Genomic DNA, 26,556 nt, shown 5'->3' on the forward strand with positions numbered 1-26,556 from the left:
CCTTTTCGTTACACCGGCGGCGCTCAGTGCTGCTTGATCGATGCGGTGTTGTTGAAGCCGTTCTGGCTGATGCTCGCGTAGTTCGCGTTGCCTTGCTGTACCAGCGTGGCGTTGTTGTTGTAGCCGATCTGCGTCACGTAGCCCTGGTTACCCGTGCCCGACACCTGCGATGCGTTGATGAGGTTGAAACCACCGACCTGCGAGAGGCTCAGCACGTCATCCGCGCCCGTCTGCGACGCATTGGCGTAGTTGCCGATGTCACCCGACTGGTTCACCGTCGCCGTCGAGCCCGATGCTGCCAGCTGCGTCACATACGCCTGGTTGTCCGCCGAACCCTGCGTGATCGATGCCGTCGAACCGGCCGAGCTGCTTTGCGTGATCGACGCCGTGTTGAACGCGGCCGTTTGCGTGATGGACGCGCCGTTGCCGAAGCCATACTGCTGCGTGATCGTCGCGTTGTTCGACGGGGCCGACTGGTTGATCGTCGCGTTGTCGCCGAACTCGAACCACTGATTGACCGTTGCGTTGTTGCCGTCCGTGGTCTGCGTGATCGACGTCGTGTTGCCGGCCGCCGCGAGCTGGTTCACCGTTGCGTTGTTGCCGTTCACGCCGCCCGATTGCGAAATCGTCGTCACGTTGCCGCCGCCGAACGACGAGTTCACGTTGGCGGTTTCGGTGCCGCTCTGCGTCGTCGTGACCTGGTCGCCCCCTTCGGCGAACTGCGTCACGTTGGCGTTGGTCGTGCCGCCCGTTTGCGTGATCGACGTCACGTTCGCGCCGCCCCAGGTCGTCTGGACGTTCGCGGTGCCGTTGTTGCCGGTCTGCGTGATGCCGACGGTGTTGAAGACGGAGTCCGTCTGCGCCACGGTCGCGTTGTTGCCGATCGCCGACTGGCTCGGCGTGCCCTGGTTGATCGTGACGGTGTTCCAGCCGCCGCCCTGTTGCGAGATCGACGCGCTGTCGATGTAGCTGTACTGGTTGATCGTGTTGGTGTCGTATTGCGGGCCGCCCGTGTAGGCCGACGTCGTCTGCGTGATGTTCGCCGAGAAATCGCCGCCGCCGGACTGCGTCACGTAGTTCTTCTCGTTCGACGTGCCCGTCTGCGACACGTTCACGCTCGAATACGGCTGCGCCCACCAGGAGTTCTGCTGGATCACGGTCGTGTCGCCGCTGCCGCCCTGGGTCGTCACGTTGGCGACGAACCCGTAGCGGGGATCGTTGCCGGCTGCCGACTGGCTGATCGATACCGAATCACCGCTCGTCGCCGTCTGTTCGACGGTCGCCGAGTTGAAGTTGCCGGATTGCCCGATGTTCACGTTGTTCCCCGACGAATCGGCCTGTGCGGCAGCCGATGCGAGCATCAGCACTGCGATTGCGATTGCAGACTTGGTCACCTTCATTTCTTGCTCCTGATTCGAAAGAAAATTCGCCGGAAAAGTGGGTCTTTTGCCGGCACCCCCGCCAATTGAGCGCGCTCTCACGCCCCACACCTCACACCACTTGCAAACTGCGTAGCCGTTACCGCGTCAGCACCGTTGCGCGCGCACCGTTGCCGGTCTGGATCACCTGGATGCCGGTGTTCGATCCGCCCTGCACGATGTTCACCGCGTTGTTGCTGCCGTTCTGCGTGACGCGCGCCGACAGCGACGTGCCGACCTGCGTCGCATCGACCGAATTGCCGGCACCGTTTTGTTGCACCCGCAACGTGTTGCCGTTACCGCGCTGCGTCGCATTCAATGCGTTGCCGAAGCCGGCCTGCGACGCTGCGATCCAGTTCTGCGCGCCGGTCTGCCGCGCGACGATCGAATTGCCGTCGCCGGCCTGCCAGACCAGCGCACCGTTGTGGCCCGCCTGGTCCAGCGACGCGGTATTGCCGACGCCGCTTTGCTGGACCGCGACGATGTTGCCGCTGTAGTCGAACGCCGGTTCGGGCGGGCCGAGATCGCTGAGCGGCACCGGTGCCGCCGACGCGGCCTGCATGGCCGCGGCCGTCCACACGGTCGCGAGCACCCGCCGCGTCACGCGGGCGCGGCCGTTCCGATCACGCTGTCGATTCATCATGTTTTCTCCGCTGGCCGGCCTGATGCCGGTTAATGAGTGGACGCAACCGGGCGATCGATCTTCTGCGGGTCGTACGCGGTGTTTGCGTCCTCCATGTCCTGCGCGTATTGCCGGTCTTCCTGCAGATAGCGCTGCATCGTCGGGTCGTACCAGTCCTGGTCGTTCTTCAGCGCCCAGGTCTGGTTCGCGACGCCCTGGACGATCAGGTGCGTGAGCGCCGATTCGATCGCTTCGTTGACGCAGATCTGCGCGGGTTCGTTACGCGTCAGCCCGACTTCGGCCTGCAGCAGGTCCTTGAAGCCGACGAAGCGATAGACGCCCGTGTCGACCTGGTAGGAATAGACGGTCTTGGTCGTCGACACGCTGTTGAGCACCTGGCCCGTGCGGATGTCGATCGCGCGCAGGTTGACGGTGACCTGGTCGACCCGGTATTGCGTCGACCCGCTGATCCCGAGGTAGGCGACGCCGGCCCCGCCGGTCCGCACGTTCGTGTCGTAGCCGACGATGCCGCCCTCGAGCACGATGTTCGCGGGCAAGAGCGGCGCCATCGCATCGTTCTGCGCCTTCTTCGCATCCGCGCCGTCGGTGGCGCGCATGATCTTGCGTTCGGTCAGCAGATCCTGCAGGTTCTCGCGTTCCACCGGCGTGAACCAGCCGGAGTCGCGCATCGCCTTGACGAGGAACGACGCGCCGCCCTGCGTGACCTGCGACGAAAAGGAACTGTCCGGCGATGCCTTGTACTGCCCCGTCAGATCGCGGAAGCCGTAGACGGCCGCGACGATCCTGCCCTTCGGCGGCGGAAGGTGCGTGAGGTCGCGCGTGGTGCGTGTCGGCGGCGTCAGCGTCGCGTTGCTCAATGCCGGCATCGGCCGCGTGACGCAGCCGACCAGCGACAGCAGCAATACCGCGCCCACGGCGATTCGCGTCATCCCCGGGTTCAAGCGTGTGCGGTCAGCATTTTTTTTCATGATTCGCTCAGTCGGTTTTTTCGATTTATTGGCCGTTGCTGACGATGAACGTCGAGGTCGCACCCGTCGTCTTGTCGGTGGTCGTCACTTGCAGGTTGCCGTTGCCGGCCGCACTCACGACGATCGTGAAATTACCCGTGCTGATCGTCCCCGGCTTGAGTTCGCCGTTGGTGCCGACGATCGAGTTCGTCACCGAGCCCGCGACGCGCGACAGGATCGCCTGCTGCAGCTGCGCATTGAACTGGTCGAGCGACGACGTGGACGTCGACGACGAATAGGCCGACAGCGACGGATCCGTGTGCTTGTTCTGCGCGTTGGCCTCGTTGAGCAGATTGGGGCCGTTTGCCGGGTTGCCGCCGAAGTTCGGGTTGTTGGGCTGATATACCAGCGTCGACGACCACGAATAGGGCGACACCGCGGTCATCGCGACCAGGGCGATCAAGCTCAATCTGATTCGATTCATTTTCCCTAACCCCTGTTTTTGATTAATCGACTAAATCTCGTCTTTGGCCAGATCCGAATCGGGAAACAGCAAATTCGACAGATCGTCCTGAATGACGGTTTGGAAGGAAATGCTGGCGGCGCTTTCGGCCACGGCCCGGACATTTGCCCGTGCGATCGGCAGGAAGGTCTGGAATACGCGCTTTTGCTGGAATTCGACCCAGATCAGGCTGCCGTAACGCCCGGACGGGCGTTCGTGAATCGCGACCATGTAGCGCTCGCTCAGCGGGATTTCCGACCACGTCTGCGAGAAGTAGGTGTAGAAATCGCGGCCGGCGAGCGTCACGGCATCGGTCGTGACCGTGCCGCCGAGCTGGTCTTCCGGAAGGGCGCTGCGGGCGGCGGCCTGGGCACGGGCCGTCGCGGCGCCGGCGGCCGGCTTCGCCGCGGCCGGGCCCGCGCCGGGCGCGGGTCTCGGTGCTTCAAGGACGCGTTCGGCGTTCAGCAGCGTCGAGGGCGGCGCAATCGGATGTCCGCCGTTCGCCGCGGCGGAAGGCGGCGCGTCGACGGTGTCTTGTGCCGGTGCGCGCGCCGTCGCGAACAGCGACAGGCACGTCACGGCCCCCCAGGCCCATCGCCTGCTTGCACTCGATACCATTTCCCCGACCCCGGAATCATTTGTACGAAATAGGGCGCCGCCCGATTTTCGGGTTATTCGTTCCTGGTCGAACGCGGCACATGGTGGGGGGAGTCAGCAAGACGCGTGCCTGCCGTTGTTTTAAACGGCATACTTTTTTAAGTCGTTATTCGTCTAATTTTTGGGTTGCATATTTTTGTCGCGTAAAACGTTTGCGAGTTCGATATTCATTAACAAACTTTCTTTTATAAACGGAGCATTACAATTAAATCAGGCGATATTTGATGAAAATCGTGATTTGGAAATTGCCGGCGACGCTGACGCGGAGAAAACGTAACGTGCTGCTACGGGTTCGCGCGTAACGACACGGCGTAACGTCCCGTGACACACGTAGAATCGTCCGATGAAAGCGCAGGTTCGGGCTTCCGCCGCGGAAACCTCCCTCCACGCTATTCATGTGAACGGACTTCGGGAGCACTCATGTCATCTCGCACGTATCTCGTCACCGGCGCATCGCGCGGCATCGGTCTTGCGGTCAGCGCCTTGCTCGCACGGCGAGGCCATCGCGTCATCGGTCTCGCGCGTCACACGCAGGACATCGACTTCCCCGGCGAATTGCGCGCGTGCGATCTCGCCGACATCGAACAGACGGCGGCCACCCTTGCACGCGTCAGCGAGCAGCACGACGTCGACGGCATCGTGAACAACGCCGGCATCGTGTTGCCGCAACCGCTTGGACGGATTGATTTCCAGTCGCTGCAGACCGTGTTCGATCTCAACGTGCGGGCCGCGATCCAGGTTACGCAGCACTTTGCGGATGCGATGAAGGCGCGTGGCCACGGGCGCATCGTCAACATCTGCAGCCGTGCGATTTTCGGCAGCCTCGATCGCACCGCGTATTCCGCCGCGAAGAGCGCGCTCGTCGGCTGCACGCGCACGTGGGCGCTGGAACTGGCCGAACATGGCGTGACCGTCAACGCGGTTGCGCCGGGGCCGATCGAGACGGAACTGTTCCGGCAGACGCGGCCCGTCGGCAGCGAAGCCGAACACAAGGTGCTCGCGACGATCCCCGCGCGCCGGCTCGGCACGGCCGACGATGTGGCCGCGGCGATCGCGTTCTTCCTGTCGGACGAAGCCGCTTTCGTCACGGGGCAGGTGCTGGCCGTGGATGGCGGCGGCAGTCTCGGCGGGCGGAGTTGACGCACGGCAGGCGGTGAAAGGGCGGCGCTCAGATGCCGAGTCCTTTCACGCGGATCGTTTTCTCGTCGATCGTGTACTCGCTGGTAGCGCGTTCCGACATCCAGTCGCCGTTGCTCATTGGCCGATACGCGGGATGTTCGTCAAGCAACCGACGGATCACGGTCATCGGATGGTCGATTCGCAGCGGTGTCGGCAGTCGGATCAACCGGTGCCCGCCGCTGGTCGAGCCGACCTGGCACTCGGCATCCTTGAGCAGGTTCCGGAATGTCGCCCAGTCATAGAGCGAGATACCGTCGTCGGTGCTCTGGAAGTCGAATTGCGCGATGTTGTGTAGCAGAACGAAGCTCGAATTCTCAGGCGTTGCGTCGTCGATGCCGCGTGCGGCCAGCGTCTTGGCGAGCTGCCCGGATTCGAGGAGGCGTTTGGCCTCCCGCAACTGGTTAAGGCCTTTGCCGAAATCCTTCTGTACGGTCGCGACCACCGCTTCGAAAAACGCCTTCTCGCCGAGCAGCGCGTGCTTGATCTGGACGAAATAGTAGTGTCGTTGCCGGGTGTCGTGGATGATGAATTCGACATCGGCTTCATTCGTCGCGCCGCCCAGCACTTTGGTCCGGTCGAAGCCGTCGTAGGTCCGGAAGTGCGGCCGATAGTCCTCTCCGTCGTCGATGCGCTGCCTGATGATCGTCTTTTCGAAGAAAATCCCGCCGGCATGAAGCCGTAGCAGATCGCGCTCGCCGAATTCCTCCTCCAGCGCACGGTAGTAGGCGCGCAGGCCTTTCGATACGGCATCGATACGGATGTCGAGCACGTCGCCGCTGCAGGTCACGAACCGGTCGGTCGCGAGCGCCAGTGCCTGGCGTCGCAGGAGGTTTGCTACCGCGTCCGGTTCGAGCCCGTGCCGTGACAGCTCCGCGTGCGTCATCCTGAGCGGCTTGCCTCTGACGGTGGCCACGGCGATGACCGCGACCAGCGCGACCGCGTCGTGTAGATGCCGGATGCTGGTCAGCGCGAGTCCCTCCGGTGTCAGCCGCTGCCACGCGATCGACAGGTCGCGGTCCAGGATGTGTTCGATCAGGGGGGCCAAGTCCGTCGCCGTGACGGCACCCGTATTCGCGATCATCTTGATGATTGCCAGCGTACTCATGTGGCTGTTGCGATCGAGCGTGCGGGCAAACCAGGTCGCCCGCAGCGCATCGCGCGCAGCGTCGTCGAATACGGTGATGTCGAAACGGTCTGCGTGATAGTTGACTTTCGCGATGCCGCTCAGGCACAGCGCGAGTGCTTCATTCAGCATCAGCACGCGAAGCGCGGCAGCGACCGAGGGATCGCCTATGGCGTTTTCCGATCCCGTTTGTTTCAGATCGCACATGTCGTACAAGCGCTCGAGCTGGCATTGAACGCTGACATGGCTGAGATATTGCGACGCGCTGATATTGAAAACCGGTGGCGGTGTGCTGCCGTCGAATTCCATCCGGCACAAGGCGGTCAGGTCGGTATCGGCCGGAATGACAGGCGACAGCGAGCTTTCGAGAAGCGGCACGATCCCGGGCAATGCGTGTTGCGCCGACAGGCATGCGCGATCGTAGAAATTGCCAAGCGCAATCAGGCTCTTGTAGTCGTCGCGATGCATCAAATGCTGACGCAGCGGCCCGTGGATACTTTTTCCGGCAGAGAAATCGAAAGGTTTCTTCAGAAGACTGTGTATCGGCGCAAGCAGCTTGGCATCAGTTCGAAAGAACATGTTTTTATCGGCCCGTTGGTCGATTCGACGATCGACTGGATTTATATGCGTGGCGGGAAAGCAAATGACGCATTGTGTGTTGATGGCGGGGCGGGAAGCAATCGCTATTTCGAGCAATTGATCGTCGCTTTCGAAAACCGCTTGCGGCGTCCGGTTTCGGTGCCCGCCGTGTTGCCGTTCGCGCGGCATATTCCGCCACCCCGTTAGCATGTGACGAATCGGACTTTGGGCGCCGCGCGCGCGACGCTAAGATCGCCGCTCCCGTAGATCGAGCGTTCACAACAATGAAAAAGTCCGCGTCGCCGTTGCATGCATTTCGTTTCCGTGTCGTCTGCGCCGCGATTGCCGGCGCGGTGTCGCTCGCATCGTGTGGCGGCGTCGACAGCGAGACGCCGTCGCCACAGACGAACACCACGCCGCCGCTGGCCGCGAAACGCCCGAACATCCTGTACATCATGGCCGACGATCTCGGCTATTCCGACATCCATGCATTCGGCGGCGAGATCAACACGCCGAACCTCGACGCGCTCGTCGCGTCGGGCCGCATCCTGTCGAACCATCACACGGGCACCGTCTGCGCGATCACGCGCGCGATGCTGGTGTCCGGCACCGACCACCATCTCGTCGGCGAAGGCACGATGGGCGTGCCGACCGATGAACGGCGCGGGCTGCCCGGCTACGAGGGCTACCTGAACGACCGGGCATTGTCGTTCGCACAACTATTGAAGGATGCCGGCTACCACACCTACATCGCGGGCAAGTGGCACATCGGCTCGGGGATCGTCGGCAGCGCGACGGGCAGCGGACAGACGCCCGACCAGTGGGGCTTCGAGCGCAGCTACGTGCTGCTCGGCGGCGCGGCGACGAACCACTTCGCGCACGAGCCGGCCGGCTCGTCGAACTACACGGAAGACGGCCGCTACGTGCAGCCTGGCCAGCCCGGGCAGCCGGGCGGCGCGGGCGGCAGTCCGGCCGTGTTCTATTCGACCGATTTCTATACGCAGAAGCTGATCTCGTACATCGATTCGAACCGGCGCGACGGCAAGCCGTTCTTCGCGTACGCGGCCTACACATCGCCGCACTGGCCGCTGCAGGTGCCCGATCCGTGGCTGCACAAGTATGCAGGCGTGTATGACGCCGGCTACGACGCGATCCGCAACGCGCGGATCGCGCGGCAGAAGGCGCTCGGCCTGATCCCCGCCGATTTCAAGCCGTTCGACGGCTTGCCTGAAACGACGGCCGCGTCGCCCGCGACCGCGAACAACGGCACGCCTGCCGCGAAATACATCAGCGCGGTGCATTCGGCCGCGGACGGCTACAGCGACTACGGCCCCGGCAAGGTCGACAAGCTGTGGTCGAGCCTGTCGCCGGCCGAGCGCCGCGCGCAGGCGCGCTACATGGAGATCTATGCGGGGATGGTCGAGAACCTCGACTACAACATCGGCCTCCTGATCCAGCACCTGAAGGACATCGGCGAATACGACAACACGTTCATCATGTTCCAGTCGGACAACGGCGCGGAAGGCTGGCCGATCGACTCGGGCGCGGACCCGACGGCGACCGATACCGCGAACGGGCAGGCGCCGCTCTACGCGACGCTCGGCACCGACAACGGCAAGCAGAACGCGCAGCGCCTGCAATACGGGCTGCGCTGGGCCGAGGTGAGTGCGTCGCCGTTCCGGCTCACGAAGGGGTATTCGGCCGAAGGCGGTGTGTCGACGCCGACGATCGTGCGCCTGCCGGGCCAGACGCAGCAGTTGCCGACGCTGCGAGCATTCACGCACGTGACCGACAACACGGCGACGTTCCTCGCGGTCGCGGGCGTCACGCCGCCGTCGCAGCCGGCGCCGCCGCTCGTCAACACGCTGACGGGCGTCGATCAGAACAAGGGCAAGGTGATCTACAACAACCGCTACGTGTATCCGGTCACCGGCCAGTCGCTGCTGCCGGTGCTGACGGGCACGGCGACGGGCGAGGTGCATACCGCGCCGTTCGGCGACGAAGCGTACGGCCGTGCGTACCTGCGCAGCGCCGACGGCCGCTGGAAGGCGTTGTGGACCGAGCCGCCGCTCGGGCCGCCCGACGGTCACTGGCAGCTGTACGACCTCGCGTCGGATCGCGGCGAGACGACCGACGTGTCCGCGCAGAACCCGTCGGTGATCGGCACGCTCGTCGACCAGTGGAAGACCTACATGAGCAACGTCGGCGGGGTCGAACCGCTGCGTCCGCGCGGCTACTACTGAACCGGGGCGACACGATGCGGTTCCGATTCTGGACGATCGGCGCGGCGCTTGCCGCCACGCTGTTCGCCGCCGCGTTCGCGGCCGGCTATGCCAACCCCGTCGCACCGGCGGGTGACGCATTCGACGACGCGAATCGCGGCCGCGCGCTCGCCCCGCTCGGCTCGGAGCGCCAATGCGCGCGCTATTCGGGGTTGCCGGCCGGGTGGCGTGACGACCCGAAGGCGGGGATGGTGCACCTGCACGGCGGCGCGTTCGTGTTCGGCAGCACGCGCGGCTACGCGGACGAGCGCCCGGTCGGCGACGGTCGCACGCGTGTCGGTGGATTCTGGATCGACCAGACCGACGTGACGATCGCGCAGTTCGCCGCGTTCGTGCAGGCGACCGGTTACGTGACCGAGGCCGAACAGCAGGATGGGGCGGCCGTGTTTCATGTGCCGACGCGCGACGAGATGAACGCGCGTGACCTGGCGTGGTGGTCATGGGTGAAGGGCGCATCGTGGCGTCATCCGCGCGGGCCGGGCAGCGGCGTCGACGGGCTCGGCAACCTGCCCGTCACGCTCGTCACGCAGCGCGATGCGCTCGCGTATGCGCGCTGGCTCGGCCGCGACCTGCCGACCGAGGCCGAATGGGAATACGCGGGCAAGGCCGGCCGCGACGACGCATCGCTCGACGCGGCGCCGCGCGATGCGCAGGGCAAGCCGGCCGCGAACTACTGGCAGGGTGTGTTCCCGGTGCTTGACACGGCCGAGGACGGCCATGCGGGGCTCGCGCCCGTCGGCTGCTACGCGGCGAACGGGTTCCGGCTCTACGACATGATCGGCAACGCATGGGAATGGACCAAGGACGCATACACGGGCCCGCACCAGTCGCACACGAACGGCGACACGGCGGCCGTCGCGCCGCCGACGCGCCGGCACGATACGCCGATGGTCATCAAGGGCGGCTCGTTCCTGTGTTCGCGCGACTACTGCGTGCGTTATCGCGCGTCGTCGCGCGAACAGCAGGAAGCCGATCTCGGCGCGTCGCATATCGGGTTTCGCACGATACTGAGGGATGCATCATGAAGCGCGTCATGGTTTGCGCGGGCGCGTGGCTGATGGCTGCGTGCGCGGTCGTTCACTCGGGTTTGACCGTTGCCGCCGAATCGGCTGCGCCGGCCGTACGCGTCGGCGTGACACGCGGTGTGCATGCGCAGATCCTGGATGAAGTGAAGCGGGTCGCCGCGTCGCGAGGATTCGGCATTGACGTCGTCGAATTCGACGATGCATCGCGCATCGACGCCGCGCTGGCCGATGGCCGGATCGACGCGGCCAGCTTCGAGGATGCGCAACAGCTTGCCGCGACGCGCGCGCAGAAGCGCTATGCGCTGACCGAAATCGCGCCGACCGTCACGCTGCCGATGGCGCTCTATTCGCGCAGGCTGAAGAACCTGAACGAACTGCGGCCCGGTGCGACGGTCGCGATACCCGCCGATCCGCGCGGGATGGCGCGCGCGCTCGTGCTGCTGCAGAACGACACGCTGGTGACGCTGCGCGAGCGGGCCGGCCTGCACGCGACGCTGCGCGACGTGACCGGCAACCGGCTCGGGCTGAAGCTCGTCGCACTGCGGCGCGATCGCCTTTACGCGGCGCTCGACACGGCGGCGTTCGTCGCGATCGACAGCGACGACGCCGCGCGCGCCGGGCTGCAACCCGCGCGTGACAGCATCAGCCTCGAGGATGCGCGCTCGCCGTATGCGAACGTGCTGACGGTGCGCGAGGCTGATCGCACGAAGCCGTGGGTCACGCAACTCGTCGCCGCGTATCACTCGGACGACGTCGCGCGCTTCATTCTCACGCGCTACCAGGATTCGGTACGGCGGCCGTGGTAGATACCTATCTGCTCGCATGCAACGCATGCGGACGCTGCTGCAACAGCGCACCGGCGCTGTCGTTGCGCGAACTGTTCCGGCATCGGCATCGCTTCGTCGGTGCGCTGGCGATCCGTCGCGTGCCGAAGCGGCGAATCGGCGAGCGCTGGCGTGCCGGCGGCCGCGAGCACGCGCTCGATGCGGACGACGTCGCGGCTTCCGATGCGCTGGCGGCGCGGTTGTTTCATCGCACGGGCAGCGGGGGAGCCGAATGGATCGCACTGACGCTGCAGGGCTACGACTATCCGTCGCTTGGCCGTTGCGCGGCGCTGGCCGACGACGGACGCTGCAGCGTGCATGCGGACAAGCCGTCGATCTGCCGCGCGGTGCCGCTCGATCCGTTGCTGCCGGACCGGTTGCAGCCCCGCGTGCTGGCCGCGCGGCGCGACGATGCGGCGTGGCTCGGCGCGAACTGCATCGTCGAAACGGCGCGCACGCAATCGTCCGTTGAATCTTCATTTCCGATTCCGCTGGTGACGGCCGGAGAGGTCGCGGATCGTGCGGCGCTCGACGCGTATCGCGAAGCGCTCGTGTTCGAGCGCGCGGTGTGGCGAGATGCGGTGTTCGCATCGTTGACCGCTGGCGGGCAGGACGTGCGGCATGCGCTGTCGCGGCTTGCGCCAGGCGGCTACCTGACCGTGTCGATCGCGCCGGTCTTGTTGGCCGTTGCATCGGTGTCCGCGCATTGCCACGCGCTGTGCATGGCGTTCATCGATGCGCAACTCGCGTTGATCGGTACGAACATTGACGCAGCACTTGCGCGCCGGCTGGCCGACGACCGTCCCGCGACGCGTGAGTTGCGTGGCTTCGCACAGGCGCTCGAACGCGCACGACAGGCGCTGGCCGCGCTGCCGTCGCCCGCGACCGACATGCGTGAAGACGCACCGCGCATCGATGCGTGGCTCGCCGGCCGCCCCGACTTCGATACGCTCGCCGCGTGACGGTCTCGGCATGTTGCATTTGTCTTACAATCGGCGCTCTTTCAATCGCTTTCGATGGAGCGGGCATGTACGCGTCGACTTTCATTTTCCGTGCCGGGCAATACGACGACGAATTCCACCGGCTCGACCGGCAGATCGCCGACATGGCGCGCGCGACGCCCGGCTATCTCGGCGAGGAGACATGGGAGAACGCCGAATCGGGACTGATCCAGAACGTCTACTACTGGGAGTCGGAGGCCGCGCTGCAGCAGCTGATGCAGCACCCGGCGCATCTCGAGGCAAAGACGAAGCAGGCGCGCTGGCTGGACGGCTATCGCGTCGTGATTTCGAAAGTGTTGCGCGAGTATGGCGACGGCAAGCTCACGCAGCCGCATGCGGGGCAACCCGCCTGAACGGCTGTCTGATTCATTTCTTTCGCATTACGGATCAATAACGAGGCGCCGCGCTCGGCAGCCCGGGTTGGCGCGCGGGTTTCCCCGCGCTCGTGTGCAATCAATTCTTCATCAAGCATGGCTAAGGTGGCGGGGCTTCACGTCGTCAGTCTGTCCACCAACAACATCCTCACTCGATGTCGTACGGAGCCTTGTCCATGCCGAATTTCGCCTTGTCCGCGAAGCGCCGCCGCGCGCTGCGCGATCGTACCGTTCCCGTCTTCGTACTGACGCTGATTGCCGCGAGCATCGGCGCGCACGCTGCCCCGCATGACAACGACGGCGACAGCCGTTTTACGCCGGGCTTCGTGCCGGGCTTCCTGGTCCTCAGCCGCAGCGTGTACGACAACGTGTCGAGCAACGTCCAGCCCGGCGCGATCCTGCCGCCGAACTGCGCGAAGACCACCGGCGGTTGCGGCACGGCATCCGGCGCGCCGAATGACGGCACCTATCCGTACGTGTGGAACAACGACCGCTACGACGGCAGCTTCGGCATCACTTCGCGCATCTTCCTCGACCAGATCACGCCGGCCGGCGGTGTCGTCGGCACGCTCGAAGTGCCGAACAGTCTGCAAAAAGGCTTCGCGCGCGACCAGATGGTGACGAGCTTCAGCTCGAAGTCGGAACTCGGCCTGCACCTGTCCCTCGACGGCAACTATCTGACGTTCATGGGCTACGTCGCACCGGTCAATGCGATCGACGTGTCGAACTCGAACACGCCGCTCGCGGTCGATACGACGAACCCGGACGGGCAGACCTTCTATCGCGCGATCGCGCGCATCGATCGCCACGGGCATTTCCGTTTCACTGAGACGAATGCGTACAGCGGCAACAACGGCCGCGCGGCGATCCTGAACAATCGCGACGGCCGTGAGCTCTACTACACGTCGGGCAACGCCGGCAACGGCTCGAATCCGCAGCCGGACAACGTGATCCTCGGCGCGGGCGCCCAGCTCATCGACGGCGCGAAGCGTCACGAAGCGCAGCAGGATCCGGGCGTGCCGACGCCGCTCGCGAGCTTCTCGGTCACGGCACTCGGCGCGAAGGCCGACAAGATCGGCAAGGACGACAACTTCCGCGGCATCACGGTGCACGACAACGTCGTGTACTACACGAAGGGCAGCGGCGGCAACGGCGTGAACACCGTGTACTTCGTCGATACGACTGGCACCGCGTGCCCGTCGGGCGTCGGCGTGCCGTCGCCGAAGGCCGCGCTGCCGACGGCGCCGCTCGCCTACAACGCGGCCACGCTGCAGACGGCTGGCCTGCCGAACAACATGTGCGTGCTGGCCGGCTTCCCGGCCACGCCGAACAAGACCGCGACGACGCTCTCCTATCCGTTCGGGATCTGGTTCGCCGACGCGAACACGCTCTATGTCGCGGACGAAGGCGACGGCTATACGGGCGGCGCGGACCTGTATACGCATGCCGCTGCGCAGACGACCGCCGGCTTGCAGAAGTGGGTCTACGACGCAGGTGCGAAGCAGTGGAAGCTCGCATACACGCTGCAGAACGGGTTGAACCTCGGTCAGCCGTATTCGGTCGCAGGCTATCCGACGGGCAACAATTCGGCGACGGGCCTGCCGTGGGCACCGGCGACGGCTGGCCTGCGCAACCTGACGGGCCGCGTCGAACGCGACGGCACGGTGACGATCTGGGCGATTACGTCGACGGTCAGCGGCAACGGCGATATCGGTGCGGATCCGAACCGGCTGGTTGCCGTGCGTGACGTGCTGAAGAACACCAGCGCGACGACGGCCGCGCACGAGCAGTTCGCGGTGCTGAGGACGGCGAAGTTTGCGGAAGTGCTGCGGGGGATCGAGTTCGCGCCGGGGACGGATGCCGGGCGGTGGCACTGAAGCAGGTGAGCGCCCGGCGGGCTGAGGCCGGGTGATACGGGCACGGCTGCGGGTTTGCGTGGCCGTGCCCTTTGGCTTTGTCGCGGTGCGGGTTCAGTCGGTGCGTTGTGCTACGTCGTCTTTCGGCTCCGCCCGCGCCGCGCGCTGCCAGATCGGGAACATCGCGTTCTGGACCGACGTCTGCGCGTCGATGACCTTGCGGTGGTCGATGCCAGGCAGGTCGAGCAGCCGGTCGACGGCCGCTTTCGCGCCTTCGGCGTCCTGCGGGAACCCGCACGCGAACTGCTTGTTCGTATCGAACAGGATCCACCACACATCCGATTCGTACGGCCCCTGGTCGGTGGTTTCGATCGCGACCGCGCCGAGGTCGGACAGCGCGATTCCGTGCGTTGCGCCTTTCGGGTCGGTCGCCTCGATGCGCGTATCGGTCGCGGTCACGGCCCAGCGGCCCGGCGGGATCGGCGAAACGGGCGGTGACGGTGCGGTGCCGGGTTGCGCCGCGTCGCTGGAATCGGCTGGCGCGACGGCTTCCTTCTTCATGCGCCCGCCGATCCAAGGCAATGCGGCGCCGCCAACCATTGCCGCAATCCACAGGTAGTACCCGATGCCGAATGCGTGGATGGGCTTGAAGTCCGGGCCGGTCGGTATCGTGTGCCATCCGAGTGCGAAGACCACGACCACGGCGAGCAGCGCGGACACGATGCGGTTCGGCTTGATCAGCGCAACGACCAGCAGCGGATTGCCGAGCCAGGCGAATTGCAGGTCGAGGATCGCGAGCGGGCCGATCGCGAGCACCATGTAACCGCGCAGCCAGTTTATTGCGCCAGCCGCATTCGGCGGTTCGGCGGCGACCGGCAGCAGCAGCGACACGACGTACAGCGCGACGATGACGGCGCGCGCGAGGTTCAGGCGAGCGGAAGCGGGGCGAGTCTGCATGTTGCCTTCCTGTTGTGCAGGGCGTGCGAAGCGGTCAATGCCGGACGGCCGTGCCGGCATTCGCGATACATGGCGCGCACGCGTCGCTGGCGATTGTGGGTGATTCGGGCGGCGATGTCGAATCCGTGCCGGCTGCCCGGCCTCGCCATCCGCAGGCCCGCACCGCATCAAAGCGCTTCGACCAGCAACCGCTTGCTCTTCTCGCAGTACTCGTGACAGGCGGCCCGCGCCGCAATCGATGCGCCATGCACGAATCTCGGCGCGTCCGCCCGCCGCGACATCGACACGACGATCGACGGCGGCGACGGCTGCAGCGGCAGCTCCACGACTTCACCGCTTTCGATCAACGCGTCGACGAACAGCACCGGAATCGCCGCGACGCCGAACCCGTCGCGCACGAGCTGCACGATCACCGAGATCGACGGCGACCCGGTGATGCGCGTGTCCGACAGCGGCACGCCGTGCGCGTGCGCGAGCGTGCGGACGATATCCTCGAGCGCCCGGTGGGGCGCCGTGCCGCGCCCGTAAGTGAGGATCGGCTGGCGCAGCACCTGCCGCGCGAGCCCCGTGCGCGTGTTCGGCAGCAGCCCCGCGCGCGCGATCCAGCGCACCGGATAGTTCGCGAGCGCATCGCACACGACCGACGCCTCGTCGCTGCCTTCCACACGGATGATCAGGTCGAGCTCACCCGCCATCAGCCGGCGCTGCAGTACGACGCTGACGTCGACGGTCAGGTCGATCTCGAGTTGCGGATAGTCGGCCGCCAGCCGCCGCATGTAGTGCGGCAGCCAGCTGTGCACGACGGTCTCGATCACGCCGAGCCGCAGCTTGCCGCGCAGCGCGCGCTCGCCGGAGGCGGCGGCCAGCAGCTCCTGGGTCGCCTCGACCACGGCTTTCGCATAGCCGAGCAGGTATTCGCCGTTCGGCGTGAGCCGGAATTCGCGGCTGTCGCGGTCGACGAGCACCGTCTGCAGTTCGTCCTCGAGCGCCTTCAGGCGCTGCGAGATCGCGGCCGGCGTCGCGTGCAGCGCGGCGGCCGTCGTGCGGAAGTTGCGCAGCTTCGCGAGCGTGACGAAGGTTTCGAGAAAACGCGTGTTCATGGCGGTCGGGCGATGGGGCGGATGCGCACTTTGCCGGTGAAGAAAAGTGAACGGAGCCTGGGAAAACCCCAAGATCCGTTAAGAAATTCTATACACGAAGCGCAGAAAAACTCGTTGGCGTCAAAATTTTTTCTTTTCTATTCTTCGCCGTATCCGATGACACGGCACCGTCATCCCGACGACATACCGATCTGCGACAGACCCTCATGACCCCTTCCGAATTCCGCCAGTCCGTGCGCCACGGCGCGTTCCGCGGCCCGACCGCCGGCCATTGCGGCCCGTACGCGCAAGCGAACCTCGCGATCCTGCCCGAGGCGGTCGCGCACGATTTCCTGCGCTTCTGCCAGGCGAACCCGAAAGCCTGCCCGCTGCTGGGCGTCGGCGAACCGGGTGCGTTCCGGGTCGACGCGCTCGGCGAGGATCTCGACATCCGCACCGACGTGCCGAGCTACAACGTCTACCGCGACGGCCGCCTGACCGAACGTGTCGAGTCGCTGGAAGCACTGTGGCGCGACGATTTCGTCGTATTCGCGATCGGATGCTCGTTTTCGTTCGAGGACATGCTGGCCCGCGAAGGGATTGGCCTGCGCCATGTGGAGGAGGGGCGTAACGTGCCGATGTACCGCACGTCGATTCCGAACCGCCGCGCGGGGATCTTCGGCGGCCAGCTCGTCGTGTCGATGCGGCCGATGCGCGGCGCCGACGCGATCCGCGCGGTGCAGATCACGAGCCGGTTTCCTGGCGTGCACGGCGCGCCGATCCATCTCGGCGATCCGCGCGAACTGGGCATTGCCGATCTGAACGCCCCCGAATTCGGCGACGCGGTGACGATCCGCGACGGCGAGCTGCCGGTGTTCTGGGCCTGCGGCGTGACGCCGCAAACCGCGCTGATGGACGCGAAGCTGCCGATCGCGATCGCGCATACGCCCGGCCACATGCTGATGACCGACATCACGAACGCATCGCTGGCCGTATTCTGAGCCGGGGCGACGGCCACCCGCACGACACACCGCACGCACGATCGCCATTTGACGGCGCACAACGACAGGAGCATCACCATGGAAAGCAAGACCCTCGCGGCCCCCGCCGCCGAGCCCGCGCCCCTCGAGCGTAGCGGCCTGTTCTCGTGGTACGGGGATGCGCAGCCGCGCGAGCGCCGCGCGTTCTGGAGCTGCAAGGTCGGCTACATGCTCGACGGGATGGACACGCAGATGCTGTCGTTCGTGATCCCGACACTCGTCGCGACCTGGGGCATTTCGCTCGCAGACGCGGGCTTCATCGGCACGATCACGCTGCTCGCATCGGCAGCCGGCGGCTGGATCGCCGGCATTCTGTCCGACCGGATTGGCCGCGTGCGCACGCTGCAGCTCACCGTTCTGTGGTTCGCGGTGTTCACCGCGCTGTGCGGGCTCGCGCAGAACTATCACCAGCTGCTCGCCGCGCGCGCGCTGATGGGCTTCGGCTTCGGCGGCGAATGGACGGCCGGCGCGGTGCTGATCGGCGAAGTGATCCGCGCGCGCGACCGCGGCAAGGCGGTCGGTCTCGTGCAGTCGGGCTGGGCGATCGGCTGGGGGCTGTGCGCGCTGCTGTATGCGCTGCTGTTCTCGGTGCTGCCGGCCGAGCAGGCGTGGCGCGCGCTGTTCCTCGTCGGCCTCGCGCCCGCGCTGCTGGTCGTGGCGATCCGCCGCTACGTGAAGGAGCCGGACGTCTACGAGAAGGAAAAGGCCGCGCAGGCGCAAGTAGCCGATGCGCCGCGCCTCACCGAGATCTTCGCGCCGAAGCTGATCACGACGACGCTGCGCGCGGCGCTGCTGACGACCGGCGCGCAGGGCGGCTACTACGCGATCACGACGTGGCTGCCGACCTTCCTGAAGACCGAGCGGCACCTCACGGTGATGGGCACCGGCGGCTATCTCGCGATGATCATCTTCGGCTCGTGGGTCGGCTACCTGACGAGCGCGTACCTGACCGACCGGCTGGGCCGCAAGCCGAACTTCATCCTGTTCGCGGTCGGCTCGATGGTGATCGCGTTCGCATACACGTCGCTGAACCTGACCAACGCGTCGATGCTGTGGCTCGGCTTTCCGCTCGGCTTCTTCGCGTCGGGCATCTTCTCGGGGATGGGCGCGTTCCTCACCGAGCTGTTCCCGACCCGCGTGCGCGGCTCCGGCCAGGGCTTCTGCTACAACGTGGGCCGCGCGATCGGCGCACTGTTCCCGTTCCTGATCGGTGCGCTGTCCAAGCAATACGGGCTCGGCACGAGCATCGGCATCTTCGCGGTCGCCGCGTACGGCGTGGTGATCGTCGCCGCGCTGACGCTGCCCGAGACACGCGGCCGCGAACTCGACGCCGCTTGAGCGGCGGGCCGGCCGGCCCTTCGTTTTTCTCCCCCTTTGACCGACCCGGTGACGCGGCGCGCGACGCGCGCCGTGCGGCGGCGCTCGTCCCTCGACTCAACGACGCATCGACCCGACATCATGACTGACCGACACCTTTCCCCCGTTCCCTCCGACGCCGCACGCTGGCAATTCTGGATCGATCGCGGCGGCACGTTCACCGACATCGTCGCGCGCCGGCCCGACGGCACGCTCGTCACGCACAAGCTGCTGTCGGAGAACCCCGAGCAATACCGCGACGCGGCGGTGGCCGGGATCCGCCAGTTGCTCGGCCTCGCGCCCGGCGAGCCGATCACGCCCGAGCGCGTCGAGATGGTGAAGATGGGCACGACGGTCGCGACCAACGCGCTGCTCGAGCGCAAGGGCGAACGCACCGTGCTCGCGACGACGCGCGGCTTTCGCGACGTGCTGCGCATCGCGTACCAGAACCGGCCGCGCCTGTTCGATCTCGACATCGTGCTGCCCGATGCGCTGTACGAGCGCGTCGTCGAGATCGACGAGCGCATCGGCGCGCATGGCGACGTCGTCGTGCCGCTCGATGTTCAGGGTGCCGAAACGTCGCTGCGCCGCGTGTTCGACTCCGGCGTGCGCGCGCTCGCGATCGTGCTGATCCACGGCTATCGCTACACCGCGCACGAACGCGCGCTGGCGGATCTGGCGCGCCGCATCGGATTCACGCAGGTATCGGTGTCGCACGAGGTGTCGCCGCTGATGAAGATGGTGTCGCGCGGCGATACGACCGTCGTCGACGCGTACCTGTCGCCGATCCTGCGCCGCTATGTCGAGCAGGTCGCGCACGAGATGCCGGGCGTGAACCTGCAGTTCATGCAGAGCAGCGGCGGGCTGACGCGCGCCGACGCGTTCCAGGGCAAGGACGCGATCCTGTCGGGCCCGGCCGGCGGCATCGTCGGGATGGTGCGCGCCGCGCAGGCGGCCGGCTTCGAGCGCGTGATCGGCTTCGACATGGGCGGCACGTCGACCGACGTGTCGCACTACCACGGCGAGTTCGAGCGCGTGTTCGAGACGCAGGTGGCCGGCGTGCGGATGCGCGCGCCGATGATGAGCATCTATACGGTTGCCGCGGGCGGCGGCTCGGTGCTCGGCTTCGACGGCGCGCGGCTGCGCGTCGGGCCGGAATCGGCCGGCGCGAACCCGGGGCCGGCCGCGTACCGGCGCGGCGGCCCGCTGACGGTGACCGACTGCAACGTGATGCTCGGCAAGATCCAGCCCGATCATTTCCCGCGCGTGTTCGGCCCGCATGCGGACGAACCGCTCGACCGCGACGGCGTGGTCGCGAAGTTCGCGGCGCTTGCCGACGAGATCCACGCGGCCACCGGGCGGCGCGAGACGCCCGAGGCGCTCGCCGAAGGTTTCCTGGAAATCGCGATCGGCAGCATGGCGAACGCGATCAAGAAGATTTCCGTGCAGCGCGGCCACGACGTGTCGCGCTACGTGCTGACGACGTTCGGCGGCGCGGGCGGCCAGCACGCGTGCGGCGTGGCCGACGCGCTCGGGATGACGCAGGTGTTCGCGCATCCGCTCGCGGGCGTGCTGTCCGCGTACGGGATGGGCCTCGCCGACCAGACCGCGATGCGCGAGCGCGCGGTCGAGGCCGTGTTGTCCGACGCGTCGCTGCCGGCGCTGAACGCGGCGCTCGACCGGCTGGCCGACGAAGCCGTCGGCGCGCTGCTCGAACAGGGCGTGCCGCCGGAGCGGATCGCGACCGAGCGGCGCGTACACCTGCGCTACCAGGGCACCGATTCGGCGCTCGACGTGCCGGCCGGCAGCGTCGCCGCGATGCAGCAGGCGTTCGAGGCCGCATACCGGCAGCGCTACGCGTTCCTGATGCCCGGCACGCCGCTCGTCGCCGAGCTCGCGTCGGTCGAGGCGATCGGCCGCTCCGACGCGCCGGTGGAGATCGCGCCGCTCGCGCCGCGCAACGAGGGCAACGGCGATGATGCCGCGCTACGCGCCCATTCCGCGGTGCGCTTCCATTCCGGCGGGCAATGGCACGACGCGGCGCTCTACGTGCGCGACACGCTGCTGGCCGGCGACGCGATCGACGGCCCGGCGATCGTCGCGGAGAAGAACGGCACGACCGTCGTCGAGCCTGGCTGGCGCGCGCGGATGACCGCGCAGGGCAACCTCGTGCTGACGCGCACGACGCCGCTGCCGACGCGCCGCTCGCTCGGCACCGACGCCGATCCGGTGCGGCTCGAGATCTTCAACAACCTGTTCATGTCGATCGCCGAGCAGATGGGGCTGCGGCTGCAGAACACCGCGTACTCGGTGAACATCAAGGAGCGGCTCGACTTCTCGTGCGCGATCTTCGACGGCGACGGCAACCTGATCGCGAACGCGCCGCACATGCCGGTGCACCTCGGCTCGATGGGCGAGAGCATCCGCACGGTGATCGAGCGCAACCGCGGCCGCATGCGCGACGGCGACGTGTTCATGCTGAACGACCCGTATCACGGCGGCACGCACCTGCCGGACGTGACCGTCATCACGCCGGTGTTCGCCGACGGCTCGGACGCGCCGCTGTTCTACGTCGGCTCGCGCGGCCACCACGCGGACATCGGCGGCACGACGCCGGGCTCGATGCCGCCCGATTCGACGCATATCGACGAGGAGGGCGTGCTGATCGACAACTGGCAACTGGTGTCGGCCGGCACGCTGCGCGATGCGGAAACCCGCGCGCTGCTCGCGTCGGGCCGTTACCCGGCGCGCAACGTCGAGCAGAACATGGCCGACCTGCGCGCGCAGGTCGCCGCGAACCAGAAAGGCGTCGACGAACTGCGCCGGATGGTCGCGCAGTTCGGCCGCGACGTCGTGCTCGCGTTCATGGGGCACGTGCAGGACAACGCGGAGGAAGCCGTGCGGCGCGTGATCGGCGCGTTGCAGGACGGCGCGTACCGCTATCTGCTCGACAACGGCGCGGAGATTCGCGTCGCGATCCGCGTCGACCGGGCGGCGCGGCGCGCGGAGATCGATTTCACGGGCACGTCCGCGCAGCTCGACAACAACTTCAACGCGCCGAAGGCCGTGTGCATGGCCGCCGTGCTGTACGTGTTCCGCACGCTGGTCGGCGACGAGATCCCGCTGAACGCCGGCTGCCTGAAGCCGCTCACGGTGATCGTGCCGGCGCGCTCGATGCTGAACCCGGAGTATCCGGCGGCGGTCGTGTCGGGCAACGTCGAGACGTCGTCGGCGATCACCAACGCGCTGTACGGCGCGCTCGGCTGCGTCGCGTCGAGCCAGGGGACGATGAACAACTTCACATTCGGCAACGATCGCTACCAGTACTACGAGACGATCGCGGGCGGCAGCGGCGCGGGCGACGGCTTCGCGGGCGTCGGCGCGGTGCAGACGCACATGACGAACTCGCGGCTGACCGATCCGGAGGTGCTCGAATGGCGCTACCCGGTGCGGCTCGACTCGCACCGGATCCGCGCCGGCTCGGGCGGCGGCGGGCGCTGGCGCGGCGGCGACGGCGCGGTGCGGCGGATCCGCTTCCTCGAGCCGATGACCGCGTCGATCCTGTCGAACAACCGGATCCACGCACCGTTCGGCGCGGCGGGCGGCGAGGCCGGCGCGCTCGGCCGCAACACGATCGAGCGCGCGGACGGCACGGTCGAGACGCTCAGCCATATCGGCCGCGCGGAGATGGCGCCGGGCGACGTGTTCGTCGTCGAAACGCCGGGCGGCGGCGGATACGGCACGGCGGGCTGAGCCGCGCGACCGGCGCCGGCGACCGGCGCCGATGCTCGAACGGCATTGCAACGGACTGTGGAATAAAGTTGTGTATTAGCGCACGAAAGGAATCAAAATCGACGAAAAGTCGGGTCGCCGCAACGCGATCCGACCCTGTCGCAGATGGCTTGTCACAGCGCTGTCCATGACGGCTGGAATCAGCCGCAAACGCCCGCCCGGCGGGGCGCTCAGCCCGATTCGCCGAACCCGTCCCGCACCGTCGCAAACGCGATTGAGCAGGCCGCCAATCATGAAAAATCCGGCTTGCCAATCGAGTCCCAATTCCTTGACACTCTGCTCTAAATGTGAGTGCCAATCCTGATCGTCATTTGATAAGATGGCTCTCATCATTCGTTTGGCAGCACCTGCGCGCATCACGCGCGAACGCCGGGTCGCATTAGCTGGAAACAAGTACGGGACGAGGCCCATCTTCACGGCAATCACGGTTGCCCTGCCGGGAACGCGCGACGCGCGCCCCGGAAGGGCGGCCGGCCGGGTCGCCTCCGTCTACACTGTGCGTTTTTTCTGGATCGGGGCGTCTCCATGGATGACGAAAACGATAGCGCGGTGCTCGAGGCGCACGTAGGTACGCGCAGCCCCTGCTGGCGTCTCGGCAGCGACAGCAATGCCCTCGAACTGGCGGCCGTCCGCGGCCTGACCAACGTCGCCGTCGCGCTGACGGGCGAACAGGCCGCGCGCATTCGCGCGCTGACCGGCGTCACGTCGCACCTCGTGCTCGACATCACGCTGTTCGGCGAACCGGTGAGCCTTCATCTCGTCGGGCGGAAAGTCGACACGACCGACTGGGCCGGCACGGCCTCCGCCTATTCCGATACCGAATCCGTCGCGGGCGATCTCGCGCACGGGCTCGCGTTCGCCGAGCAGGTCGTGTCCGAAGTGAATTCGCTCGTCGTGATTCTCGATCGCAACGGGATGGTGCAGCGCTTCAACCGCCTGTGCGAGGAAGTGACGGGCAAGCGCGAGGTCGACGTGATCGGCCGCAGCGCGTTCGAACTGTTCATGAGCCCCGAGCAGGGCGCGCAGTCGCGCAGCAACATCACGGGCTTTTTCGCGAGCAACCACTCGTTCGCGGTCGAGCGCTACATCAACACGGTCAACGGGCCGCGCCTGTTCCAGTTCCGCAACAAGTTCGTGCAGAGCGGCAGCGGCGTCGAGGAGCAGTTCCTGATCTGCTCGGGCATCGACATCACCGAGGAGCGCAACGCGCAGCATCGGCTCATCGAACTCGCGAACACCGACGTGCTCACCGGGCTGCCGAACCGCCACGCGATCAGCGAGCGCATCCACGCGGCGATTGCGGCCGAGACCGCCGCATCGCGCGGGCAGGTCGGCATCCTGTTCCTCGATCTCGACAACTTCAAGCGCGTCAACGATCACTACGGGCACATCACCGGCGACCGGCTGCTGCAGGACGTGTCGGCGATCATCAGCGGCTGCCTGCCGTCCGGCGCGACGCTCGCGCGGCTCGGCGGCGACGAATTCCTCGTGCTGTTCGAGCACGGCACGCGGCCGCTGCTCGAAGCGACCGCGCAGATCATTCTCGAACGGCTGCGCACGCCCATTCATCTCGGGCTGATGGAGGTCTACACGAGCTGCTCGATCGGCATCGCGATGCATCCGCAGCACGGCGATTCGCTCGAGACGCTGATCCGCAGCGCGGATACCGCGATGTACGTCGCGAAGGAAGAGGGCAAGCATACGTACCGCGTGTTCTCGCTGGAGATGAACCAGAAGGTCGCGAAGTACATGTGGCTCGACACGAACCTGCGCAAGGCGCTCGAGGAAGAGCAGTTCGTGCTGCACTACCAGCCGGTCGTCGATATCGCGACCGGCGACGTGCACGGCGTCGAGGCACTGATCCGCTGGCAGTCGCCCGACCGCGGGCTCGTCGCGCCGATCGAGTTCATCCGCTTCGCGGAGGAGTCGGGCCTGATCGCGCCGCTCGGGCGCTGGGTGATGCGTACCGCGGCCGCGCAGGCTGCCGCGTGGAAGGCGAAGGGGCTCGACATCCGGATCGCGGTGAACGTGTCCGCGCGGCAGTTGCAGGACATGAACATCGTGAACCAGATGGCGTCGATCCTCGACGCCGCGGGGCTGAAGCCCGGCCTGCTCGACATCGAGCTGACCGAGAGCTGTTTCATCGAGGACGAGGATGCGGCCAACGGGCTGATGCGGCAGTTCCGCCAGCTCGGCGCGCAGATCCATCTCGACGATTTCGGCACCGGCTATTCGTCGCTGTCGCAGTTGTCGCGCCTGCCGCTCGACGCGATCAAGCTCGACCGCAGCTTCATCACGGGCATTGACCGCAATCCGCGCTCGCAGGCGTTGGTGCGCTCGGTCGTGTCGCTCGCGAAGGCGCTGAATTTCGCGGTGGTCGCCGAAGGCGTCGAAACGCATGCGGAAGCCGAATTCCTCAAGCAGCTCGACGTCGATCATGCGCAGGGCTACTACTACGCCCGCCCGATGCCGGCACAGGCGTTCGAGGCGTGGCTCGCGGAGACGAGAAAGCTCAGGCTGATCGCCTGAGCTTCGTTCACGAACAGGCGCCGCCGGCAAGCGGCGGCGCCCGTCGCATTACACCGTGCGCAGCTTCGACACGCGCCGGTTCTGCAGCATCACGAGGCGTTCCATGTACGCGAGATCCTTCGGCTCGATCGTGAACGCCGCATGCACCCACGCTTCCGTGATGTCCATCAGCTCGGAGCGCGTCAGCTGGAACACCCGCTCGCGCGCGCGCAGCATCGCGCGCACGCCGTTCAGCTTCGGCTTCGTCACGTCGATGAAGGTGCGCGTCGCGAGGTACGCGTCACCCGCGTCGAACGTCTGGTCGACCAGGCCGCGATCCTCGTACCACTCGGCAGCGTGCGCTTCGCCGGTCGCGATCAGTTGCTCCGCAATGCCCCGATCGGCCTTGCGCGCGACGAGCGAATAGCCGCCCATGCCCGGGAACAGGTTGAACGCGATCTCGGGAAACCCGAGCTTCACGCCCTTCTGCGCGAGCACGTAGTGATGCGCGAGCGCGGCCTCGAACCCGCCGCCGAGCGCGCTGCCCTCGACCATCGCGATCGAGATCGCCCCGGTGCCGAAGCCCGTGTAGATCTCGTACACGCCGTCGATGCACGAGCGCGCATAGGCCATCAACAGGTCGCGCTTGCCGCTGCGGATCGCGTCGACGAAAAAGCTCAGGTCGCCGCCGACGTTGAACAGCTCGGGGACGAGCGAGCCCGTCACCCAGAAGTCGAACGGCAGGCCCGAGTCGCGTGCGACGCGCGCGAGATGGATGATGTCGGTAACGAGTTGCTGGTTGAAGCACGGCCGCGGCTCCGATCGCAGCATCATCCACATGACATTACGTCCCTCTTCATAAAAGGCGGTCAGTTGCGTGAGTTCGCCAGCTTCGTAAAACGGGCGGCACGCGGGATGGGATTGGAGTTGCATGGTATGTCCTCGTGAGATGTGGTTCTTGAAGACCATCGCGCCCGGTGCCGTGCAGGAGGCGAGTGTCCTGACGGGCGCCGGGCGCGAGGCATCGCCATTGTTGCGCGCGCACATTCGGCGTATCTGTGGAGTGGGTCACCCGAAAGCCGCGCGGGCCCATGCAGGGCGGCGGTCCCGGACGAGCGGTCGGGGAGCGTGGGGGGACCGGCCGGGCCGGTATCGCGGCGTTCCGGACGTGACGACGGAACGCGGGCATGCCGGATGTCGGCAAACCTGCGAACGGCGCGGCAATGCCGCGTGCGATGCGCGCAGTCGTAACCGCGAATTGGCAATGCGGGGAACGCGTCGCGACCGCTCGGCGTGCAGGGTATGCATCGGGCCCGACGGGTATCCGGCGAATTTTTTGCCGCGTTAGAATCGCGCGCCCGTTCATCTCTGCACGCGTCGTTCCGCGCGCAGGGGCGCGGCTCTCCTCCCCGGC

Annotated in this window: 21 protein-coding genes; 11 read left to right on the forward strand and 10 right to left on the reverse strand. The window is 66.5% G+C overall.

All coding sequences use genetic code 11. From position 1 onward, the window contains the following. Window positions 1-23: 23 nt before the first annotated feature. From HWX39_RS03955 to HWX39_RS03975, 5 genes are all read right to left on the reverse strand, one after another. The gene (locus HWX39_RS03955) at window positions 24-1,400 is read right to left on the reverse strand and encodes a hypothetical protein (protein WP_175965655.1); all 1,377 of its coding nucleotides are present in this window, start codon (window positions 1,398-1,400) and stop codon (window positions 24-26) included. 118 nt (window positions 1,401-1,518) lie between these two features. Continuing rightward, window positions 1,519-2,061: a hypothetical protein gene (locus HWX39_RS03960; RefSeq protein ID WP_175965656.1), complete on the reverse strand. Its 543-nt coding sequence runs from the start codon at window positions 2,059-2,061 to the stop codon at window positions 1,519-1,521. A 29-nt stretch (window positions 2,062-2,090) separates the two neighbouring features. Then, window positions 2,091-2,990: a CsgG/HfaB family protein gene (locus HWX39_RS03965; protein WP_244134896.1), complete on the reverse strand. Its 900-nt coding sequence runs from the start codon at window positions 2,988-2,990 to the stop codon at window positions 2,091-2,093. A gap of 64 nt (window positions 2,991-3,054) precedes the next feature. After that, window positions 3,055-3,477, reverse strand: coding sequence for a curli assembly protein CsgF (locus HWX39_RS03970; RefSeq protein WP_244134897.1), 423 nt, complete (start codon window positions 3,475-3,477; stop codon window positions 3,055-3,057). Window positions 3,478-3,522: 45 nt separating this feature from the next. Then, window positions 3,523-4,128, reverse strand: coding sequence for a CsgE family curli-type amyloid fiber assembly protein (locus tag HWX39_RS03975; RefSeq protein ID WP_175965659.1), 606 nt, complete (start codon window positions 4,126-4,128; stop codon window positions 3,523-3,525). 459 nt (window positions 4,129-4,587) lie between these two features. On the opposite strand from HWX39_RS03975, the gene HWX39_RS03980 reads away from it, so the two are divergent. After that, on the forward strand, window positions 4,588-5,307 hold the full coding sequence (locus HWX39_RS03980) for an SDR family oxidoreductase (RefSeq protein WP_175965660.1): 720 nt from the start codon (window positions 4,588-4,590) through the stop codon (window positions 5,305-5,307). A 28-nt stretch (window positions 5,308-5,335) separates the two neighbouring features. Here HWX39_RS03980 and HWX39_RS03985 read toward each other — a convergent pair whose 3' ends face one another. After that, entirely contained in the window at window positions 5,336-7,048 is a 1,713-nt protein-coding gene (locus HWX39_RS03985) for a hypothetical protein (RefSeq protein ID WP_244134898.1), read from the reverse strand. 284 nt (window positions 7,049-7,332) lie between these two features. On the opposite strand from HWX39_RS03985, the gene HWX39_RS03990 reads away from it, so the two are divergent. The 6 genes from HWX39_RS03990 (at window position 7,333) to HWX39_RS04015 (ending at window position 14,431) form a co-directional block, all read left to right on the forward strand. Next, a complete protein-coding gene (locus tag HWX39_RS03990) occupies window positions 7,333-9,291 on the forward strand; it encodes an arylsulfatase (protein WP_175965661.1) in 1,959 nt (652 codons plus the stop codon). Window positions 9,292-9,305: 14 nt separating this feature from the next. Next, the gene (locus tag HWX39_RS03995; protein WP_175965662.1) at window positions 9,306-10,355 is read left to right on the forward strand and encodes a formylglycine-generating enzyme family protein; all 1,050 of its coding nucleotides are present in this window, start codon (window positions 9,306-9,308) and stop codon (window positions 10,353-10,355) included. Next, window positions 10,352-11,161, forward strand: a complete 810-nt coding sequence (locus tag HWX39_RS04000; protein ID WP_175965663.1) for a MetQ/NlpA family lipoprotein — start codon at window positions 10,352-10,354, stop codon at window positions 11,159-11,161. Before HWX39_RS03995 ends, HWX39_RS04000 begins: the two co-directional genes overlap by 4 nt. Continuing rightward, complete coding sequence (locus HWX39_RS04005) at window positions 11,155-12,141, forward strand: YkgJ family cysteine cluster protein (protein WP_175965664.1); 987 nt, start codon at window positions 11,155-11,157, stop codon at window positions 12,139-12,141. The genes HWX39_RS04000 and HWX39_RS04005 overlap by 7 nt, the downstream gene beginning before the upstream one ends. A gap of 65 nt (window positions 12,142-12,206) precedes the next feature. Next, window positions 12,207-12,533: an antibiotic biosynthesis monooxygenase gene (locus HWX39_RS04010; RefSeq protein WP_175965665.1), complete on the forward strand. Its 327-nt coding sequence runs from the start codon at window positions 12,207-12,209 to the stop codon at window positions 12,531-12,533. A 197-nt stretch (window positions 12,534-12,730) separates the two neighbouring features. After that, window positions 12,731-14,431 (forward strand): hypothetical protein, encoded by a 1,701-nt coding sequence (locus HWX39_RS04015; RefSeq protein ID WP_175965666.1) that lies wholly within the window; start codon window positions 12,731-12,733, stop codon window positions 14,429-14,431. 93 nt (window positions 14,432-14,524) lie between these two features. On the opposite strand, the gene HWX39_RS04020 is transcribed toward HWX39_RS04015, so the two are convergent. Then, window positions 14,525-15,367, reverse strand: coding sequence for a hypothetical protein (locus tag HWX39_RS04020; protein ID WP_175965667.1), 843 nt, complete (start codon window positions 15,365-15,367; stop codon window positions 14,525-14,527). A 167-nt stretch (window positions 15,368-15,534) separates the two neighbouring features. Continuing rightward, on the reverse strand, window positions 15,535-16,467 hold the full coding sequence (locus HWX39_RS04025) for a LysR family transcriptional regulator (RefSeq protein WP_175965668.1): 933 nt from the start codon (window positions 16,465-16,467) through the stop codon (window positions 15,535-15,537). A gap of 206 nt (window positions 16,468-16,673) precedes the next feature. On the opposite strand from HWX39_RS04025, the gene HWX39_RS04030 reads away from it, so the two are divergent. From HWX39_RS04030 to HWX39_RS04040, 3 genes are all read left to right on the forward strand, one after another. Beyond that, on the forward strand, window positions 16,674-17,447 hold the full coding sequence (locus HWX39_RS04030; RefSeq protein ID WP_011356168.1) for a putative hydro-lyase: 774 nt from the start codon (window positions 16,674-16,676) through the stop codon (window positions 17,445-17,447). A 78-nt stretch (window positions 17,448-17,525) separates the two neighbouring features. Continuing rightward, a complete protein-coding gene (locus HWX39_RS04035; protein WP_175965669.1) occupies window positions 17,526-18,824 on the forward strand; it encodes an MFS transporter in 1,299 nt (432 codons plus the stop codon). Window positions 18,825-18,944: 120 nt separating this feature from the next. Then, complete coding sequence (locus HWX39_RS04040; RefSeq protein ID WP_175965670.1) at window positions 18,945-22,595, forward strand: hydantoinase B/oxoprolinase family protein; 3,651 nt, start codon at window positions 18,945-18,947, stop codon at window positions 22,593-22,595. A gap of 75 nt (window positions 22,596-22,670) precedes the next feature. Here the strand turns inward: HWX39_RS04040 and HWX39_RS04045 are convergent, their stop codons facing one another. Further along, complete coding sequence (locus HWX39_RS04045; protein WP_208458825.1) at window positions 22,671-23,051, reverse strand: hypothetical protein; 381 nt, start codon at window positions 23,049-23,051, stop codon at window positions 22,671-22,673. A 108-nt stretch (window positions 23,052-23,159) separates the two neighbouring features. Here HWX39_RS04045 and pdeR point away from each other — a divergent pair, with 108 nt between their 5' ends. Continuing rightward, on the forward strand, window positions 23,160-25,163 hold the full coding sequence (pdeR, locus tag HWX39_RS04050) for a cyclic di-GMP phosphodiesterase (protein ID WP_175965672.1): 2,004 nt from the start codon (window positions 23,160-23,162) through the stop codon (window positions 25,161-25,163). Between the two features lie 48 nt (window positions 25,164-25,211). On the opposite strand, the gene HWX39_RS04055 is transcribed toward pdeR, so the two are convergent. Beyond that, window positions 25,212-26,075, reverse strand: a complete 864-nt coding sequence (locus tag HWX39_RS04055) for a crotonase/enoyl-CoA hydratase family protein (RefSeq protein ID WP_175965673.1) — start codon at window positions 26,073-26,075, stop codon at window positions 25,212-25,214. Between the last annotated feature and the right edge of the window lie 481 nt (window positions 26,076-26,556).

The sequence above is a fragment of the Burkholderia sp. BCC0322 genome (assembly GCF_902833045.1).
Classification (GTDB): domain Bacteria; phylum Pseudomonadota; class Gammaproteobacteria; order Burkholderiales; family Burkholderiaceae; genus Burkholderia.